Source organism: Bacillus sp. FSL K6-1560 (genome assembly GCF_038592935.1).
Taxonomy (GTDB): domain Bacteria; phylum Bacillota; class Bacilli; order Bacillales; family Bacillaceae; genus Bacillus; species Bacillus subtilis.
Genome location: NZ_CP151946.1, coordinates 2147637 through 2164796, shown reverse-complemented (window position 1 = coordinate 2164796; position 17160 = coordinate 2147637). Strand labels below are relative to the sequence as shown.

Sequence of the window (17160 nt, the reverse complement as noted above, 5' to 3'; positions counted from 1 at the left end):
CATTATCGAATGGTTATCATTTCCACATTAACATTTTAAAGCTCATTACAATACGATTCAAGCAGAAAAACCCTACATAACGTATATATAGGGATTTAATAAAACACAGGCCAACACCCAGCTCTAGTTACTTTAAGACCACTGTGTGATCGGTTCAGTCTTTACGTACCGGGATATTTCACAACAGGCACTTTCTTCTTACGCAGAGAATCAAGCATGACTGATCCAGCATTCAAGTTGCTTTGCACTAATTCTTTAGGCGTCAATGCCATCCACTGATTGAGTGACACATCTGCATAACGGTCACTTTTGAACATTTCTAAAAACCATAATGTTTCTGTACCAGTGTTTTGTATATAGTGTCCGGCATTAGAAGGCACGTATCCAACGTCGCCTGCTCTATAATCAAATGTGCGGGCAGTCCCATTTCCGATAAATACCGTCATTCGTCCCTGTCCTGTTAGATAATATTGCCACTCATCGCTATTGGGATGCCAATGAAGCTCTCTCATCGCGCCAGGCTCAATCTGAACAAGTGCAGCGGCTATCGTTTTTGAAATTGGGAAGTTAGAAGAATCCACAATTCGTACACTCCCCCCTGGCATTTGAATTGGGGGTTGATTTAACAACTCGTGTTTAAAGGTCATGGGGACTTTTCCATATGGTGACTGAATGTCTTCACTGGCGACTGATCCCGGCACATTCCCTTGGTAGATATAGACTTGCTCAGACGGAAGAGAGTTGAAAGCATTCTCCGGGACACCGAAATTTGCAGACAGAACGTCTTTTGGTGTGTGTGCAAGCCAATCTGAAATGGTTAACGTTGAAAACTCAGAAAAGTTTCCATCATCGAATACGAGCAGAAACTCGCAGTGTTCCAATCCCTGTATGGAATGCGGGATTCCTGCTGGGAAGTACCAAAGGTCGCCGGGACCAACATCAGCAATGAAATTTCGTCCGTCTTGGTCAACAGCGGTGATACGTGCCCGTCCCAAAAGCATATAAGCCCACTCCGCTTGCTTATGCCAATGAAGCTCACGGACGCCTCCCGCAGTTAAGCTCATGTTTACACCTGCAATCGCAGTCGAAATCGGAAGCTGTCTTACGGTGATTTCTCTTGACCAGCCGCCGTGATCTAATTTCATGGGAGCGTCTGAGAATGAAAATCTCAAGTTAGGAATCATACCCTCATCTGTAACAGGCGGAACAAGTATATTCGGATTTTGAATATCCCGTATTATATTTCGCGGGCCTGCATCAATAGCTCCAGCTCCATCACTTCGAATAGGCTGCGGCACGTTTCTGTCTTCATGATTGATTGGTTGTTGTTCCAACAGCATGCACCTCGTTTTAGAAATGAACAAGATTTTATTTCAGCCTATGCAGAATCTTAGATTGCTGTGCCTAGGAATCCGCAAATAAAAAAGTGACCACCAATGTGATCACAAATACAGCGAATAAGCTATTTTTTATACCATGGCTTCTTATGTAATTTGATTTCTTCTGTCTGTTTTTTCTGGCCTGTCCTCCACTCCACTTTTACTAATACATCATGTCCTATCACTTCATCTTCAGGCATATAATCAAAGGTGGCAATATGGTCCTCCATGCGTCCCCCACCTGGCATTTCATCACCTGTGTACTCTGATAAGTCGTACTCATCTACGTTATCATCTTGATACTTTTCGCCATCAACATACAGAGTAATTCTTTCAACAACAGTCCTCTTTTCGTCCTTCTTACTCCCCTGCCAATACAGATTTAGAAAATAATTAGGTCCAATTGAAGTTTTGTCTGATTTTTCAAGGTTAGACATCCACAGTCCGCTTTTCCCGCTGCCCTCATATTTCACTTTGTTTCCTGATACCATTACAAATAATGTGATGATGCAGATGATCAAGAATCCAGCAATGATCAATAGCCATTTCTTATATTGTTCTTTTTTCTCATGCTTTTCCCCACTTCCCTAACTCTTTAGTAGGAAAATATGATCAAAATGTTACTGAAAAGAAAATAAAAGAGCTAATGATCTAACAGATGACTGTCTAAACTTTTGACTTAAATTAAAGCGCTCTCTAAAGACAAGATTAAAACGTATAACAGCTCTTTTGTTTCACTGAGTCAAGAACCTTAAAATGGCTTTTTATTATTAAAAATCAAGCTAGTGTATTAAGTAACTTTTCAAATTTATTTATACTCATGATCTCGTGAGTCACAAATCTCCCATCAAAAAAACGCTAAAAGTTGTCCAAATAGCTGGTGACTTTTGTTCCTCTTCTTTTGATGATAACTGAATTGACTGAAATTGAACTGTGAAAATTTCGAAATTAAAGATTTTTAATAATGAAACGGGCTGCACTTGTTTAGGTGTCACTGTCATTATCAGTAAAATGTTACGCTGAAATGCGCAGTCATTCACAAAGTCTCTATTCGTATTTCATAAAGACTTTGTGATCATCGAGAAACATTTCACTCCCATCGGATAAGTGTATCCAAAAAGCCTCCTCTGGTTCTTCTCTATAGTCATAAATCACAGTCACTTTGACATTTGACTCAGCTATGATTGGTTTTCCAACAATTATTTTCGTTTTTTCCTCAGGCAAAGTAAGAGATCGAATCATCAAAGCCATTCCATCTTTACTGTCTAATTAACGCCATCTTCAGTGAATTTAAAGGTCTGTTTTAAATTGCGTCCTTCTTGCCCCTTCTGTGTCCAAATAATGAGAACCTCTAATTCAGAGGCTTTATCTGCCAGCATAAAATGATTGAACTTCAGCGGTGAGCCATCATTTAAACTTTCAGCTAACATTTTAGAATCTTCTTTTGGTTTGACACAATTTGCATCGGGACATCCAAAAAGTGAAAACCTTGTGATTGAATCAGGGTCATTTCTATACAATTGCACATCCACTGTAGCTGCTTTTTCCCCTATATTTTTGACTTCCAAGGAATATACTTGATATTCTCCTTTTTGAGGTCTCGCAAATTCCTTTACATTTTTTGCTTCACTTACTTTTACTGACCACTGGTCTGTTTTTTGTGTAATAGGCAACACCGTAAAAGTCAGGGCATGCGCTTTTGATTGGCAAAACGTAAATCCAACTGCTGTAAAAACAATTACAGAAAATAATACCCTTTTCACTTCATTTATCCCTCCTTCCTTTCACTGGCTGCTCCTTAAAGAATTGATTTTGAGCAATCTACAAGCTCTCTTAACCAAAACCTTACCTGAGGTTTTGTCTTTTACTGCTCTGCATTTATTTCTTTCGGTATCCGAGATGGAGCCTTGGGGATTTTTCTCAATTTGCTGTTTATCACATCAGAAGAGTATAGCGTAATAATCATACTTCCCCCATACCTTTTTGCCCGAATTAAGATTGGTTGGTTATATTGGTTTTGAAAGCGAAAGTCAGGACCTCCCCAGCTTACCGTCGCATCCCGTCCGGGCGGTACATATGGTACACTTCTAGTATGAGAATAGCGTTGAACGATCTGCAGTCCTGCACGATCAACGGCATTAAATAGAGTTGAGGACACCTGACAAATTCCTCCTCCTACACCTTCAGACAACTCCCCTTTTACAATAATGGGTGCACTTTTATATCCTTTGTTCCGAGTTCTCATTCCCACAACTTGGTTAAACGAAAACGTCTCATTAGGGAAAACAACGTGATTGTCGATTGCTTTTGCAGAAAGAGAAATATTGTGTGAACGGCTTTTATTGCTTGAGTTAAAATACGTCACGTACTGACCAAGCTGCTGCGTACTGATGTGAGCTAGCAGCTCGCTGTCAACTTTCGGATAAATGTTCATTTCCGGCACTTCTATCTTGGAGGGACCTTGCCCATAAAAATACGCATAAAACTTTTCCATAAACGCCTGTTGATACAGTTTGTAGCCAACCCTGCCCGGGACGATGCTTCCATGATCGTTAAGGACAGCATTTATCGGCTCACGGTACACTTTCTGATCAAGCTGTTTGATGAATTTACTGTATTTTTCATAGTCAACCATTGGAGTGCCGGGAAGAGGCATTGTAAAGTCTTCACGGTTAACAGTGGCAATCGTCCGTCCTTGCTGTGTGACCGTTAAACTGTCCTGCGGCTCACTCGGCTGAGCCAATAAAAAAAGACCAGTGATCAAAATTTGTATCATAAGTCGGTTTACCTCCCGATCATTAGTATGAACAGCCGCTTATCCTTTGATGTATTTCTTCCCATCGTTTGTTTGAATCTTTAGACGTTGATAAAAACCTTCATAAAAGAGCTTAGCTTTATGTTCACACCGATCCCTGAGCTCACTGAGGCAAACGGTTCATTCAGTCGGCAAGTTTGAAGTAGTTCAGCATCTCCCAGTGATGAGGGATGTTTTTTTGTCTTGTCAAAAATGAAAAGGGTCTCCTATAACAACAACAAATCAATCCATATCAATATTTTTTTATTGAGAAACGATAACTTTTTTGTTATATTCAATTAGACAACAAATAAATGAGGTGCTTGTTATGAATCGAATGTCGACAATTTTTTTAAAGATAGCTTTGGTTCTTATTGGAATTCCAATTCTTGCTTTATGCATTTTTTTAGTGCCTAAGATAGCCAACTATTCAGCGGATTTATTTCCAAATATCGCTTATATAAAATATCTCGTTTTCATCTATTTGTATGTAACGGCGATACCTTTTTACTTTGCTCTTTATCAAGCGTTCAAACTTTTAAGCTATATTGACAAAAACAAAGCTTTCTCGGGTTTGTCTGTAAGAGCTTTGAAGAATATAAAATACTGCGCAGTCACTATCAGTATCTTTTACGCAGCAGGCATGCCTGTCTTTTATCTGATGGCCGAGATAGACGACGCCCCGGGTATCATTGTGATCGGATTGATTATTATTTTTGCTTCAATGGTGATTGCGGTCTTTGCTGCTGTTCTTCAAAAACTGTTAAAAGAAGCGATAGATATAAAATCAGAAAATGACTTAACGGTCTGAGGTGATGACATGGCGATTATTATCAACATTGATGTGATGCTTGCTAAGAGGAAAATGAGCGTAACAGAGCTTTCAGAGAGAGTTGGCATCACCATGGCTAATCTTTCGATATTGAAAAACGGAAAAGCAAAGGCTATTCGATTATCAACTTTAGAAGCGATTTGCAAGGCTTTAGAATGTCAGCCCGGGGATATATTGGAATACCGAAGTGATGAAGCCACACAGGATTCGCAAAAAAATATGTAAGATCAACAGAAAAATAAAGTGATTGGCGGTGAGCTTATGGACATAAACTTATATCCATCTAGCTGCTATACTAAGCGTCCCTTCCATACACGAAGAACACAACTATGGAGGAGGCATATATCATGAGAGCAATAAAACAAATCGTTCATTTTGGCTGGGAACAAGCCCTTTCATGTTTGTTTCCTGCCGTTATTTTTGCCTCTTTGGCTATTACGCAAATCATCCCACTGCCCTTCTTGCCGCGATATGACTGGCTGCTCATTATCTGCGTTCTCATGCAATTGTGGATGGTGCGTTCCGGTCTTGAAACACGGGATGAATTAAAAGTGATCACATTATTCCATCTTATTGGGCTTGCTCTGGAACTTTTTAAAGTCCATATGGGCTCCTGGTCTTATCCAGAAGAAGGATACTCCAAAATATTTGGAGTACCTTTGTATAGCGGCTTTATGTACGCAAGTGTAGCCAGTTATTTGTGCCAGGCATGGAGAAGGCTTAAGGTTGAACTGGTTAAGTGGCCGTCTTTTTTTGCAGTTGTTCCGCTTGCCGCAGCGATTTATTTGAATTTTTTCACCCACCATTTTTCTATAGACATTCGATGGTGGTTATCAGGGCTTGTCATCATTGTCTTTTGGCAAACATGGGTTACATACGAGGTGAATGGAGCTCGTTACCGTATGCCGCTCGCACTTTCTTTTGTACTCATCGGATTTTTTATATGGATAGCGGAAAATATCGCTACGTTTTTTGGAGCTTGGAAATATCCAAACCAAATCGATACATGGAGTCTCGTACACCTTGGAAAGGTAAGTTCATGGCTCTTGCTAGTGATTGTTAGCTTTCTTATAGTAGCATCATTAAAACAAGTTAAGGAGCAGAGTCCCACAAAGGCAGAGATGGATGAATCTTTTTCTTAGCATACAAGGTCACAAATAGAGTGAAAAGCAACGTTCAAATGGTTGCTTTTTTCTTTTATGTAACTCTGCCGGTGAGTATTCATCTTCTTCAAATTTCATCGCAACACGATAACTGATTCAGATTACAACTGCTTTCAACACTTTGACAAACTCATGCGCCGCCGGCGTTATCTCTTCAAATGAATGTACGATGACGCCAATATCGCGTGTGACCCTAGGAAAGATGTCCTTTTTAATCAATTGATGCGGGACGGATGAAAGTGTAAAGTTTGAAATGATGCCGATACCCAAGTTATTTTTGACCATATTAATCAAGGTTTCGGCATTTTGCACAGTTAAGTTTTCCTTTAATTCGATGTTGTATTGCGAAAATGCGTTTGACATCGCGATTTCATGACCGCCTTTACAAAAAATGAGGTCATCTTGATATGTTTCAAGGTCGACATGCTTTTCAAGTTTTAATTCGTCACGCTGCGGCGGGATGACGGCCACCATATAGTCGTTACACAATAGCTGATTTTCAAACGGTTCAAATGGAGATGCTGCGATCCCGATATCAACCGTCCGATCTTCAACCCATCCTTTTATTTGGTCAGAGGTTCCTTCGATCAATTCTATGCGGATCAGCGGGTAGTTTGATCTGAATGCCGCAATCGCCTGTGGCATGATATTTGTTGAAACTGCAGGAAATGAACCAATTTTCACCTTCCCGTTTAACAGCTTGTTTTCCCGGTTGGCTACTTGATATATTTTGCTTTCAATTCCCTTCATTTGCCTCGCCAGCAGCAATATTTCTTTTCCGATGTCAGTCAGCATTAAACCATGATGTTTATCCCTGATCAATAATTTGAGCTGCAGTGAGCTCTCCAGGTTTTTTATCGCTTTACTTACCGCCGGCTGAGAGATGAACAATTCTTTTGCCGCTTCTGTAATATTTAATTTCTCCCCGACTTTTACAAATATGTGAAGATGGTTCATGTTCATAACCATTTGGTTATACCCCCAATAATAAAAATGTATTTCAGTTATACATAAATGTAACATATGATAGAAGGGCAGCACGATATTTAAACAAGAAAGGCGGCTTCATTATGGTAAAAGTTATGCTGGGAATCATATCTGTCACACTTATTTGGGGTTATACTTGGGTTGCGATGAAAGTAGGAATTCATGACATCCCCCCGCTTTTATTTTCGGGTTTGCGCCTGTTCATCGGAGCAGTTCCTTTATTTCTCATTCTCTTCATCCAAAGAAAAAAGCTTTCAATTAAAAAAGAACATCTCAAAAGCTATATCATCATGAGCCTGTTGATGGGGCTGGGCTATATGGGGATCTTGACATATGGAATGCAGTTTGTCGATTCAGGGAAAACCTCTGTTTTGGTATATACGATGCCTATATTTGTTACGGTGATCAGCCATTTTTCATTAAACGAGAAAATGAATGTGAATAAAACGATGGGACTGGTCTGCGGCCTCTTCGGACTGTTATTTATATTTGGAAAGGAAATGCTCAATATCGATCAAAGTGCTTTATTTGGGGAGCTGTGCGTACTTGCGGCAGCGCTTAGCTGGGGAATCGCGAATGTGTTCAGCAAGCTACAATTCAAGCATATCGATATTATTCACATGAATGCCTGGCACCTTATGATGGGAGCCGTCATGTTATTGGTGTTTTCCTTTATATTTGAGCCGGTCCCTTCAGCCGAGTGGACATATCAGGCGGTGTGGTCATTGCTGTTTAATGGCTTGCTTTCCACCGGCTTTACCTTTGTCGTATGGTTTTGGGTGCTCAATCAAATCCAAGCGTCAAAAGCATCCATGGCATTAATGTTTGTTCCCGTATTGGCCCTATTCTTTGGATGGCTGCAATTGCACGAACAGATCACTATCAACATTATCCTCGGCGCACTGCTGATATGCTGCGGGATTTTTATGAATACATTTACATTTTCACGACGGAAAGTGTGAATGATATACATTTCCCCTGTCATTTGGGCTTCATGTGACAGGTGACGACTATTACGAGAAAGTCTTCTAGAATCCTGACGACAGCCTATAAAACAATGGAAAAAGCTAATGTCTGCATGTGAGACATTAGCTTGGCTGGCGTTTAGGCTGGTGAGAATCCAGATTCTTTTTTATTACCATTCTGGCTGATCAAACTGAAAACCGTATAGACCTTTTACTTTAACATCTCCGCAATCTGGATCTTTTGTCAAAATCAAATAATGAGTCTTATAAGGCATCGTCTCAACTCGATCAGTTGCACTAAAATCAAAATGATCCCCCGAGAAGTTTTTTTCACTAACGGTTATTTCATATCCTGACAAAGTCATTCGCATGATTCTTGCGTTAATTGTACATCCTTCAGTATCGAAAATGGTGAATCTGTACCCAAAGTGAGATGTCCAATGGTTTGAATTTAGGTTATCAGACTTCATAAACCATTTTTCATTCTCTGTCATTGTAAAACTCACTTTCTCCTCATCTTTCACGATAACGGCCGAAGCTTCCCCTACATGGATAGTCAAAGCCAAAAGAAATGTAAAAGCTAACATCAACATCTTTTTCAAAAGAGTTCCTCCCGATATCTTTTACTTCAATATATTGGAAGGGTCTTTTCTGATCAAGACAGTCTTCTCCAAATGAATCTTTAGCACCATGAAATGAGCCTTAATAAGAACAGTTTTAACCCAAATCAAACTCTATTCGAAATAAGGCTTACCAATCTATATTCTTTTTAAAAGTTTCTGCATTTCTTTATTTAGCTCCTAGACACATATAAAAAATGCTCCTATAAGTTCAGGAGCACTACAAAAAACTGCTAAAGTGTTTTCTATCGATTTATTGTATTCATTAGCTCAAAGAAATATTCAGGCTTTTGAGTCTTATTTAGCTTATACCATGAACGCAATGTATCTGGTGCAAATACATCTAATTTTTTCAATACTTCTACCGCAAATTCCAGAGGAGCAATTCCTGATGCAGTAACCAAATTTTTATCAGATACTGCTGGTTCCTTTTCATATAGTGTTTCTCCTTTGTAATTAGGGCAGACCATTTTCATATACTCTAGGTCATTGCTTGTGTGCTTTCTCGAATCTAAGTATCCTTCATTCGCGAGGCCCAAGGTTGCCCCACAAATTGCAGCAATAGTCGTGCCGAGCTTTAAAGCGTCGCCAACTTTTTTCAAGATCGGCTGATGAATATCTTCTCCCCAAGTGTTTCCTCCGGGTAAAATGATAAGATCTTGACTCCCAAGAGTACATTCGTCAAGAGAAATATCTGGTTTTATGCTTAATCCTCCCAACGTAGTTATCATTTCTTTATTAACCCCTACTGTAACTACTTTTAAAGATGCTGCATCTTGTTTAAAGTATCTCCCTGAGTTTAGTTCCGCAATTAAATATCCATATTCCCAGTCTGACATTGTGTGAAATACGTAGAGATAAACTTTTCTCGTTTGCATCCAATAACACTCCAATCACAATTGATAAAGCTTTCTAATAGATGACTTTGCTGACAGCCATTGTCAGCTTTTGTTGATTCTATTCTTATGCCCTTGTTCTCCCAACTTATAAAAATATAAGATAAATTGATTCTATGTTTACTAGCGCAAAGGGGTTTGTTACACTAACTGTCATGGGAAACATTTCAAAGGTAATACAAAATCATTTGAATGAGGAGGCCTGATGAAGTTGAAAAATAAAGCGTCAATAAAATTCGGAATATGTGTTGGGCTTTTATGTTTAAGCATTACTGGTTTCACACCTTTTTTCAACTCAACACATGCCGAAGCAAAATCCATAGAAGACACAAACATGGCAAGCTGTATAACGAATAAAAAATTTGTTCAACTTGAGAAAAAATTTGATGCCAGGCTTGGTGTTTATGCAATTGATACAGGTTCAAACAAGACAATCGCCTATCGGCCGAATGAACGATTTGCTTACGCATCAACCTATAAAGTTCTAGCCGCAGCTGCTGTCCTGAAGAAAAACTCAATTGAAAAACTTAATGAAGTCATCCACTACAGCAAGGACGATCTTGTTACATATTCTCCAATCACAGAGAAACACCTAGATACAGGCATGAGCCTAAAAGAAATCTCGGAAGCGGCTATCCGTTACAGCGATAATACCGCTGGGAACATCTTGTTGCAACAGCTTGGCGGCCCTAAAGGTTTTGAAAAGTCACTGAAACAGATTGGGGATCATGTAACGAAAGCTAAACGATTCGAGACGGATCTAAACTCTGCGATTCCTGGTGATATTCGTGACACCAGCACCGCAAAAGCACTGGCAACCGATCTTAAAGCCTTCACTTTAGATAACACTCTCACGACTGACAAACGCACGATCTTAACCGATTGGATGCGAGGCAATGCTACTGGTGACGAACTGATTCGGGCAGGCGCTCCAATAGGATGGGAAGTCGGCGATAAATCCGGAGCCGGAAGTTACGGGACACGAAACGACATTGCTATCGTTTGGCCGCCAAACAGAGCTCCTATTGTTGTGGCAATTCTGTCAAACCGCTTTACGAAAGATGCTAATTATGATAATGCTCTTATCGCTGAGGCTGCAAAAGTCGTCCTTAACGATCTCAAATAAATGTTTAGCCTTTTACCACAAAAGAAAAGACATTACTTTTTTAACTCCTACCGTTCATTTTTTGATGAACGGTTCTTTCATAAGACCTCTAGAATCATATATTTAAACACCACAAAATTAAACGTTATTATAATTAACGGCAAGTTTTCATTTTATGGAACAAGTAAAGTTTGACCTGACAAGAATTAAGATTAAGCACCCTAAAATCCATATTCTTTCCTTCCAAGAATATACTCCTTAGTGCAAGCCGTTATATAGAAGTGAACATACAATGCAGACAACTCCCTTAAGTCTCTTATTCTGTGACCAATTTGTAATACTCATGGATATCCGGACTCACTTCCAATATTTCGTCTCGAAGACACTAACATATCAAACCACTTGAATTAACATAACTGAACTTGATATTGGTCACTGGCAGTTTCAATGCAATAGAACAACATTTGTTGTCTCAGAGGTTATCTATATGAGAATTCAACAATTTTTTTTATAATAATTCATATTTTTGTATCGTTGCACTTGGTGGATTTGATTCTTTTAGTGTATGGAACCACACTTTTATTTTTTCACCTCTTTTGAGATCATCTGTGTTATCAATCTCACTTAATCCTACAATTACTATGTTATTTTTAAACTTGTTCATAAGTTGCCCTTCAGAAAGATCGTAATCTTCTTTTACTGGAGCTATTGTATCGGTAATGAGAATTGCCCTTTCATTGTCTTTAAGCACGACATAGCCTACTAGGCTCTGCATCTTTGTTTCGTCACCGTTTTGTTCATTTTTATTGCAGCCTGCAAGAAAAATAATGAGCACTATCAAGCTTACTCCAATTTTCGGCAACCTTTCTCCCTCCCGTCATGTTTAACAATCTCACTCCATAACTACATATCAATAAACTGTAGTGTAAACCTATCCAGAAACTTCTTCATTTTCTCATATTGAATCTTTTACAAGCTGTTAATACACAGACTAAATCGGGTAAAAATTCGTAGAGGTGATTTCATTGAATGATGATCATAAAGTAACTCATTACTCTTCATTTATTTTTTCAACAATCATGGTATTGGTGGTCGCCCTCTTTCCACAATACACTTCTTGGTTTGTAACAGTTTTCTTCTTGGGTTTTGCACTTATCTATACATTCCAAAAACATAAAACAAGTTCTTCAAAAGCAATATCTTATATTTCGTATTTTTTATTCATTGTTTCATTGATTTACACTTTAGTTAATATGTAATAGTAATCCTCCCTTTTTGGGAGGATTTTTTGTTTAAGCTTATTTCTAGGCTGCTTTTGGGCTACCTCTATCTATAATGATAAAACTATCTGAACCAATTTTTTCTTCCGATCTTTGTCTTCGTAAATAGCAACATTGTGGCGTGTCATTAATGTAATACCTCCCATTTTAAACTCTTTTTGATCTTTAAAATAAACAACAGGGACATTCACCAAACGGATCTACTTCTTTTTGTTCTTTCTCAAATGTTCGTATGTGGTTGCCTTCGAACCATACCCTTACTCTTATTCCGCTAAAATCGAGATTTTTACTTTTTATGATCTATTATTCACTTTCAAAATAACTTCCAATTACAACATAATATATGTATAAATTGTAAATGGAGTTGATGTAATTGAAGATTAGGAAAATCTTATTGAGTTCTGCTTTATCCTTTGGCATGCTCATATCCGCGGTTCCCGCATTGGCTGCTGGCACTTCGTCTGAGGTTGCAGTAAAAAGTGATGAATATGATTATGACACTATATACCGCATTAGTCCTCTGCCAATGGACTTCCAGCCAACAATAGAATACAACGGTTATACTTATACGCTTACACGTCATTATTTTGATTACTCAATCGGGTTTTACACGGCTATTTATACAAAAGTTGTTTAAATTTATAAAGGAGCATTTTAGCTCCTTTTTCTCTTGTTTTAAGCACAAATACAAGTTTAAATGCTGGTAATAAACAATTCACTTTAAAGAAGCGCCGCCCGCAAAATGCGGCTTTTGCACACTACGCCAATTTTATATAGAAAAGCCAGACCTCCTCCAAGAGGTTCCAGCTTTTCTTAATGTGCTATCGATCTTCGTTAGTTCAACGGGAACTTTATCATTCGGTACAATTGCAGCCTCCCAACTTCTAGTTAGGGCTGGTGGGGAATATCTGATGGCTCTCTACACACATCAGACATTATAAGATTTCAATGTAGCCTTCTGTACCATGAACGCGAATTCGTTGCCCATCTTTTATCAGCTTGGCAGCATTTTCAACGCCAACAACTGCAGGTAAGCCATATTCACGGGCTATAACAGCTCCATGGGTCATCAGCCCCCCAACTTCGGTGACTAGGCCTTTTATGGATACAAACAATGGTGTCCAGCTTGGATCGGTAAAGGAGGTAACTAATATATCTCCATCTTCTAAATCAGCATCTTCCATGTTTAAAATGACACGCGCTCGCCCCTCTATCACTCCGGAGGAAACAGGTAGACCTACAATCGCTCCGGCTGGGAGATTTTCTCGTTTATACTCACCTGTAACGATTTCACCATCAGACGTGATAACACGTGGTGGAGATAGTTTTTCATATAATTTGTACTCGTCTTTTCGTGTACTGATGATTTGATAATCCAGTTTATGTGTGTGTACGACTTCGTGAAGTTCTTCAAAAGTGAGATAGTATATATCTTCTTTTTCTTGAATAACGCCCGCTTCTACGAGTCGTTCGGCTTCTTCCAGTAAAGCCTGCTTATAAACGAAGTATCGATTAATCATGCCGTATTTTGGATATTCCCTAAACCCGCTGAAATTTCGGATGATATCTATCATTCGTTTTGTTTCTTTGGCTTTTTGTTCACCATCCGGTAATTGCTTTAATCGATCTAATAACTCTTGCTCTTTCTTCAAAGCTTCCTGTCGCCCTTGCTCAAATTTCCGATGGCTGGCATTTGGCTCACTGTTATTGATATTATTAAGAATCATTGGGATAAGTGTAGTTGGTTTTTCACTCCATCGAGTTCTTGTAATATCAATTTCTCCGGTACATCGCATTCCGTATTTGCTGAGATAATCATAGATCGCGTCTCGGGTTTTGCTTCCGCCATCAAACTTAGCCAGTTCATCCAAAAAGTTATCATCTTTTACATGTTGTAAGTAATCAATTACCTCTGGATAAGGACGAATCACATCTGCGACGTCTAATAGCGCAAGACCCATTTCGGAAGTAATATTATGGGGTACAGATTGAGAAAGCGTATCTGCTGCGTTTTTTTCACCTAACCACTCGTTCATTTTTTCGTTAATCCATAATGAAGCATTCATAGCAGTTCGAATCACAACCGAACTTTCTGGGTTAAATAAAATCTTCTTTAATTCCTGGATATCTTCCAGAATAAAACGAAATAAATCTGATCCTGATTTCATTTGGATGTTTTGTTTTAACTCTTCTATCGATGTTTGACTGCTCTCAATCAAATCAGACACGATTGTCGGATCGTTTTCAACTTGAGCCGGCATATCTGCATTGCCTCTGCTGGGATTTGGTGCTGTTTTATCATTTGGTATCGACTTTATGAAATCTCGTCGCTTTATTATGGTCATAAGTGCGTCTTTTAAGAGCTGATCGTGCTGCCCCATGCCTTTTAAGAAAACTTCTCTGCTGTCAGGGGATGCCAGATGATGTGTGACATCAACAAATAGCCTTCCACCGGCTTTACGCATGGGTGCAGCAGTCGTCAACAGAAAAAAAGACAATCCCAGTGGTTTTATGGGATCCGTCATCATTTGTTGATGACCAACAGAAATATAGACGTGATTTTCTTGGTCACTCGCTTCAGGGATGGGGAATAAAGTAGTGATTGGACGACTCTGTACAATATAAAAAGTATCGCGGGCCAAACACCATTCGATATCTTGCGGCTGGCCGAAATGAGCTTCGATCTCTCTTCCAATGCGTGCCAGCTGTAAAATTTGTTCATCAGTCAGTGTTTGAGCCTTTTGCTGATCAGAATCGATCTGCTGTGTTTCTGTTCCGCCTTCTTTTCGTCCGTAGATAGCCAATTTTTTAGTTGCTATTCTCTTATCGATGAATTGCCCATCCTGTACTTTATAACAATCGGCAGATACCAAGCCGGAAACCAGTGCTTCACCAAGTCCAAAACCGGCATCGATGGATAACACCTTTCGGCTTGAGGTAATCGGATCAGCGGTAAATAAAATCCCCGAAGCCTGAGGGAAAACCATCCTTTGAACGATAACGGATAAATAGACTTGGCTGTGGTCAAATCCATTTTGCATACGGTAAATAACCGCGCGATCCGTAAATAGGGACGCCCAGCATTTACTGATATGCTGCAAGATTGCATCGACGCCGATAATATTTAAATAGGTGTCTTGTTGACCGGCAAAAGAAGCATGAGGTAAATCTTCAGCAGTCGCACTAGAACGCACGGCATAGGCATGTTCCTCGCCAAACTGGGAGAGATATTGAGCCACTGCTTTCACAACATCGGAAGGGATGTCTACTTCCATAATGATTTGCCGAATCTTTCTGCTGATGTTACCAACTTGATCTCGGTCCTCAACTTTTAGCATCGCCAATTGATCCAACAACACTTGTAACGTTTCGTTTTGTTCGATGGCTTTTTGATATCCTACTGTTGTGACACAAAATCCTTCTGGTACTTGTATACCTTGAATTTTTGATAATTCCCCTAAATGTAACCCTTTTCCTCCAACGAGCGAAAGCTGTGTTTTTTCAATTTCATGTAAACCGAGAACCAAAGAACTCATTCTACATCTCCCCTTCAAAAAAAATATTGACAAGAGCTTCCTAGCAGGATATAATAAAATTATAAGATGGATATCTATAACCTTTTAACTAGAAAGCGCACGTAGTGTGATTATATCATCGTGTCTGTTTTTGTGCAATATAAAAAGAACCTGGTGAAATTGCCCAGGTTCTTTTCTTAATTTCCATAGCTAGTCGCATTAAAAAACTTGGTTTGAGCTGATTCAATCCTCTAATAAGGAAATCCTAAAGTTGGGTTCTTTTTGAACTTACTTGCTTTGTTCGTAGAGTCCCCATTCATAAATTAGACTTTTTGTTCTTAACAGTCCCACCTTTAACTAGTGTAAAGTTATGAAGATTTGGTTAACTACTAGATATTTTTATTTTGAATAAGGCTTATGTTTGATAAAGAAGAGTTATGTAAAGGTGTCTGTTGTGAGCAAGCGCTGACTACAAAAAATTGTAGCATTCTCATTTAAATACCATTCTATTAACCTATAGGAAAAGTTATAAAACCAGATGGAGAATACCCTACCTCCAGCAATTGCAAGGCCGTTCACCTAGTAGAAAACAACCTTTAACCATTACTAACGATTTTAATAATCATTGATTATAAAACTTCTCAAGGAACGATCAGCAGCCCGTTAGCTACCCCTAATTAAAGATGATCTGTTACCACACTGTTACGTTAGAACTTCCACTACTTTGATATCCTTCTGTCGCCATGACTTGGTAAGCCCAATTACTGCCCAGATTCATTCCATGGCTCTTCCATGCGTTCACATGATTGCTGAAAGTGATTGTAGCGTTGCTTCCAGTTGGTCTCTTCGTCTGACGAACACTCCAGTACTGCGTAAAAGTAGTGCGATCGCCATCAATGGAAGGTGCGTTATAACGTGTAGTTGTATATATGTCATATGTACCCCCATCACTTTTTACAGTACCTTTATACGTTCCAGTAGGTCTATAAGTACCCCATGAATCCACTACATAATATTCTATGAGAGGTGATCTCGTCCAACCATATAAAGTTAAATATCCATTGCCATTCGGTGCCCAAACTCCGGCATTATAGTTTATCGTCCTAAATGGCGAACCTGTAGTCCAACCTTTACCAACAACAAAATTTCCGGTATTAGACCAATTAACACTGTAGTTCCCGCCAGACCCATTGACAGCGTTTACTATACCGCCCCCATCAGTCCAATTTTGCCAGTAGTCTGTGCTAGCTGCAGAGGCGGTTGCCGAAAACAAGCTAATACTCATTAAAGCTGCCGATAATCCAACTAAGAAATTCTTTTTAAACTTAAACATATGTTACCTCCTATAATATTTTTTCCGACTTTGAGGCAGCACTCGTATACATTTAAAACATTTTTAATTACTAACGCCAAAGCTTTTGATCGTCCCCTTCAGTATAATATAATACCACGAATTCATGAGCAAATATTAAAAGTATTTGTAATTTAATTACAAATACCTAGAAACACATTATAAGTGGTCTTCTTCCACCATATCCTGATCCTTTTTTCGCAGGATCACAATTCTTGTTTCTAATTCAGATGGAGTAATATCTGTAATGAATTCCCATGCGAACCATTTCGT

Annotated in this window: 16 protein-coding genes and 4 pseudogenes; 7 read left to right on the top strand and 13 right to left on the bottom strand. The window is 39.0% G+C overall.

The window, feature by feature from the left end:
• Positions 1-161: 161 nt before the first annotated feature.
• From oxdD to NYE22_RS12095, 7 genes and pseudogenes are all read right to left on the bottom strand, one after another.
• Positions 162-1340: an oxalate decarboxylase gene (gene oxdD, locus NYE22_RS12125; RefSeq protein ID WP_041520472.1), complete on the bottom strand. Its 1179-nt coding sequence runs from the start codon at positions 1338-1340 to the stop codon at positions 162-164.
• Positions 1341-1462: 122 nt separating this feature from the next.
• Complete coding sequence (locus NYE22_RS12120; protein ID WP_342412760.1) at positions 1463-1918, bottom strand: YdhH/YoaO family protein; 456 nt, start codon at positions 1916-1918, stop codon at positions 1463-1465.
• 56 nt (positions 1919-1974) lie between these two features.
• Positions 1975-2098, bottom strand: a pseudogene (locus NYE22_RS12115) (hypothetical protein).
• Between the two features lie 58 nt (positions 2099-2156).
• A pseudogene (locus NYE22_RS12110) lies at positions 2157-2311 on the bottom strand (YoaP domain-containing protein); the annotation flags it as partial.
• Positions 2306-2540, bottom strand: a pseudogene (locus NYE22_RS12105) (hypothetical protein); the annotation flags it as partial. The pseudogenes NYE22_RS12105 and NYE22_RS12110, both read right to left, overlap by 6 nt.
• A 104-nt stretch (positions 2541-2644) precedes the next feature.
• Positions 2645-3142: a hypothetical protein gene (locus NYE22_RS12100; protein ID WP_342412759.1), complete on the bottom strand. Its 498-nt coding sequence runs from the start codon at positions 3140-3142 to the stop codon at positions 2645-2647.
• A gap of 101 nt (positions 3143-3243) precedes the next feature.
• Positions 3244-4155 carry a VanW family protein gene (locus NYE22_RS12095; RefSeq protein WP_015714063.1) on the bottom strand — a complete coding sequence of 304 codons (912 nt, stop codon included), beginning with the start codon at positions 4153-4155 and terminating at the stop codon, positions 3244-3246.
• A gap of 346 nt (positions 4156-4501) precedes the next feature.
• On the opposite strand from NYE22_RS12095, the gene NYE22_RS12090 reads away from it, so the two are divergent.
• The 3 genes and pseudogenes from NYE22_RS12090 (at position 4502) to NYE22_RS12080 (ending at position 6147) form a co-directional block, all read left to right on the top strand.
• Positions 4502-4984, top strand: coding sequence for a DUF2975 domain-containing protein (locus tag NYE22_RS12090; protein WP_160244965.1), 483 nt, complete (start codon positions 4502-4504; stop codon positions 4982-4984).
• A gap of 9 nt (positions 4985-4993) precedes the next feature.
• A pseudogene (locus NYE22_RS12085) lies at positions 4994-5247 on the top strand (helix-turn-helix transcriptional regulator).
• 105 nt (positions 5248-5352) lie between these two features.
• On the top strand, positions 5353-6147 hold the full coding sequence (locus tag NYE22_RS12080; protein ID WP_077671333.1) for a DUF817 domain-containing protein: 795 nt from the start codon (positions 5353-5355) through the stop codon (positions 6145-6147).
• A gap of 117 nt (positions 6148-6264) precedes the next feature.
• Here the strand turns inward: NYE22_RS12080 and NYE22_RS12075 are convergent, their stop codons facing one another.
• Complete coding sequence (locus NYE22_RS12075; RefSeq protein ID WP_021481419.1) at positions 6265-7137, bottom strand: LysR family transcriptional regulator; 873 nt, start codon at positions 7135-7137, stop codon at positions 6265-6267.
• A 101-nt stretch (positions 7138-7238) separates the two neighbouring features.
• Between NYE22_RS12075 and NYE22_RS12070 the strand changes: the two genes are divergently transcribed.
• Complete coding sequence (locus NYE22_RS12070; protein WP_342412758.1) at positions 7239-8117, top strand: DMT family transporter; 879 nt, start codon at positions 7239-7241, stop codon at positions 8115-8117.
• A gap of 173 nt (positions 8118-8290) precedes the next feature.
• Here NYE22_RS12070 and NYE22_RS12065 read toward each other — a convergent pair whose 3' ends face one another.
• Positions 8291-8722, bottom strand: coding sequence for a hypothetical protein (locus tag NYE22_RS12065; RefSeq protein WP_041849918.1), 432 nt, complete (start codon positions 8720-8722; stop codon positions 8291-8293).
• 263 nt (positions 8723-8985) lie between these two features.
• Positions 8986-9618, bottom strand: a complete 633-nt coding sequence (locus tag NYE22_RS12060; protein ID WP_038829972.1) for a type 1 glutamine amidotransferase family protein — start codon at positions 9616-9618, stop codon at positions 8986-8988.
• 223 nt (positions 9619-9841) lie between these two features.
• Here NYE22_RS12060 and bla point away from each other — a divergent pair, with 223 nt between their 5' ends.
• Positions 9842-10762, top strand: coding sequence for a class A beta-lactamase (gene bla / locus NYE22_RS12055; protein WP_032725891.1), 921 nt, complete (start codon positions 9842-9844; stop codon positions 10760-10762).
• A gap of 487 nt (positions 10763-11249) precedes the next feature.
• Here bla and NYE22_RS12050 read toward each other — a convergent pair whose 3' ends face one another.
• Positions 11250-11603, bottom strand: a complete 354-nt coding sequence (locus NYE22_RS12050) for a DUF3221 domain-containing protein (RefSeq protein WP_072174148.1) — start codon at positions 11601-11603, stop codon at positions 11250-11252.
• A gap of 163 nt (positions 11604-11766) precedes the next feature.
• On the opposite strand from NYE22_RS12050, the gene NYE22_RS12045 reads away from it, so the two are divergent.
• Together NYE22_RS12045 and NYE22_RS12040 are read left to right on the top strand one after the other, a co-directional pair.
• On the top strand, positions 11767-12000 hold the full coding sequence (locus NYE22_RS12045) for a hypothetical protein (RefSeq protein ID WP_250620944.1): 234 nt from the start codon (positions 11767-11769) through the stop codon (positions 11998-12000).
• A 394-nt stretch (positions 12001-12394) separates the two neighbouring features.
• A complete protein-coding gene (locus tag NYE22_RS12040; RefSeq protein ID WP_072174146.1) occupies positions 12395-12658 on the top strand; it encodes a hypothetical protein in 264 nt (87 codons plus the stop codon).
• 298 nt (positions 12659-12956) lie between these two features.
• Here NYE22_RS12040 and ppsA read toward each other — a convergent pair whose 3' ends face one another.
• Positions 12957-15557, bottom strand: coding sequence for a phosphoenolpyruvate synthase (gene ppsA / locus NYE22_RS12035; RefSeq protein ID WP_161986057.1), 2601 nt, complete (start codon positions 15555-15557; stop codon positions 12957-12959).
• A gap of 670 nt (positions 15558-16227) precedes the next feature.
• Positions 16228-16869 (bottom strand): endo-1,4-beta-xylanase XynA, encoded by a 642-nt coding sequence (gene xynA / locus NYE22_RS12030; protein WP_015251938.1) that lies wholly within the window; start codon positions 16867-16869, stop codon positions 16228-16230.
• Positions 16870-17160: the final 291 nt, after the last annotated feature.

Excerpts from the sequence above, each read along its gene's own strand:
- NYE22_RS12070 (WP_342412758.1), top strand. The coding sequence starts at position 7,239 with ATGGTAAAAGTTATGCTGGGAATCATATCTGTCACACTTATTTGGGGT.
- NYE22_RS12080 (WP_077671333.1), top strand. The coding sequence starts at position 5,353 with ATGAGAGCAATAAAACAAATCGTTCATTTTGGCTGGGAACAAGCCCTT.
- xynA (WP_015251938.1), bottom strand. The coding sequence starts at position 16,869 with ATGTTTAAGTTTAAAAAGAATTTCTTAGTTGGATTATCGGCAGCTTTA.
- oxdD (WP_041520472.1), bottom strand. The coding sequence starts at position 1,340 with ATGCTGTTGGAACAACAACCAATCAATCATGAAGACAGAAACGTGCCG.
- NYE22_RS12060 (WP_038829972.1), bottom strand. The coding sequence starts at position 9,618 with ATGCAAACGAGAAAAGTTTATCTCTACGTATTTCACACAATGTCAGAC.
- bla (WP_032725891.1), top strand. The coding sequence starts at position 9,842 with ATGAAGTTGAAAAATAAAGCGTCAATAAAATTCGGAATATGTGTTGGG.
- NYE22_RS12095 (WP_015714063.1), bottom strand. The coding sequence starts at position 4,155 with ATGATACAAATTTTGATCACTGGTCTTTTTTTATTGGCTCAGCCGAGT.
- ppsA (WP_161986057.1), bottom strand. The coding sequence starts at position 15,557 with ATGAGTTCTTTGGTTCTCGGTTTACATGAAATTGAAAAAACACAGCTT.
- NYE22_RS12090 (WP_160244965.1), top strand. The coding sequence starts at position 4,502 with ATGAATCGAATGTCGACAATTTTTTTAAAGATAGCTTTGGTTCTTATT.
- NYE22_RS12075 (WP_021481419.1), bottom strand. The coding sequence starts at position 7,137 with ATGGTTATGAACATGAACCATCTTCACATATTTGTAAAAGTCGGGGAG.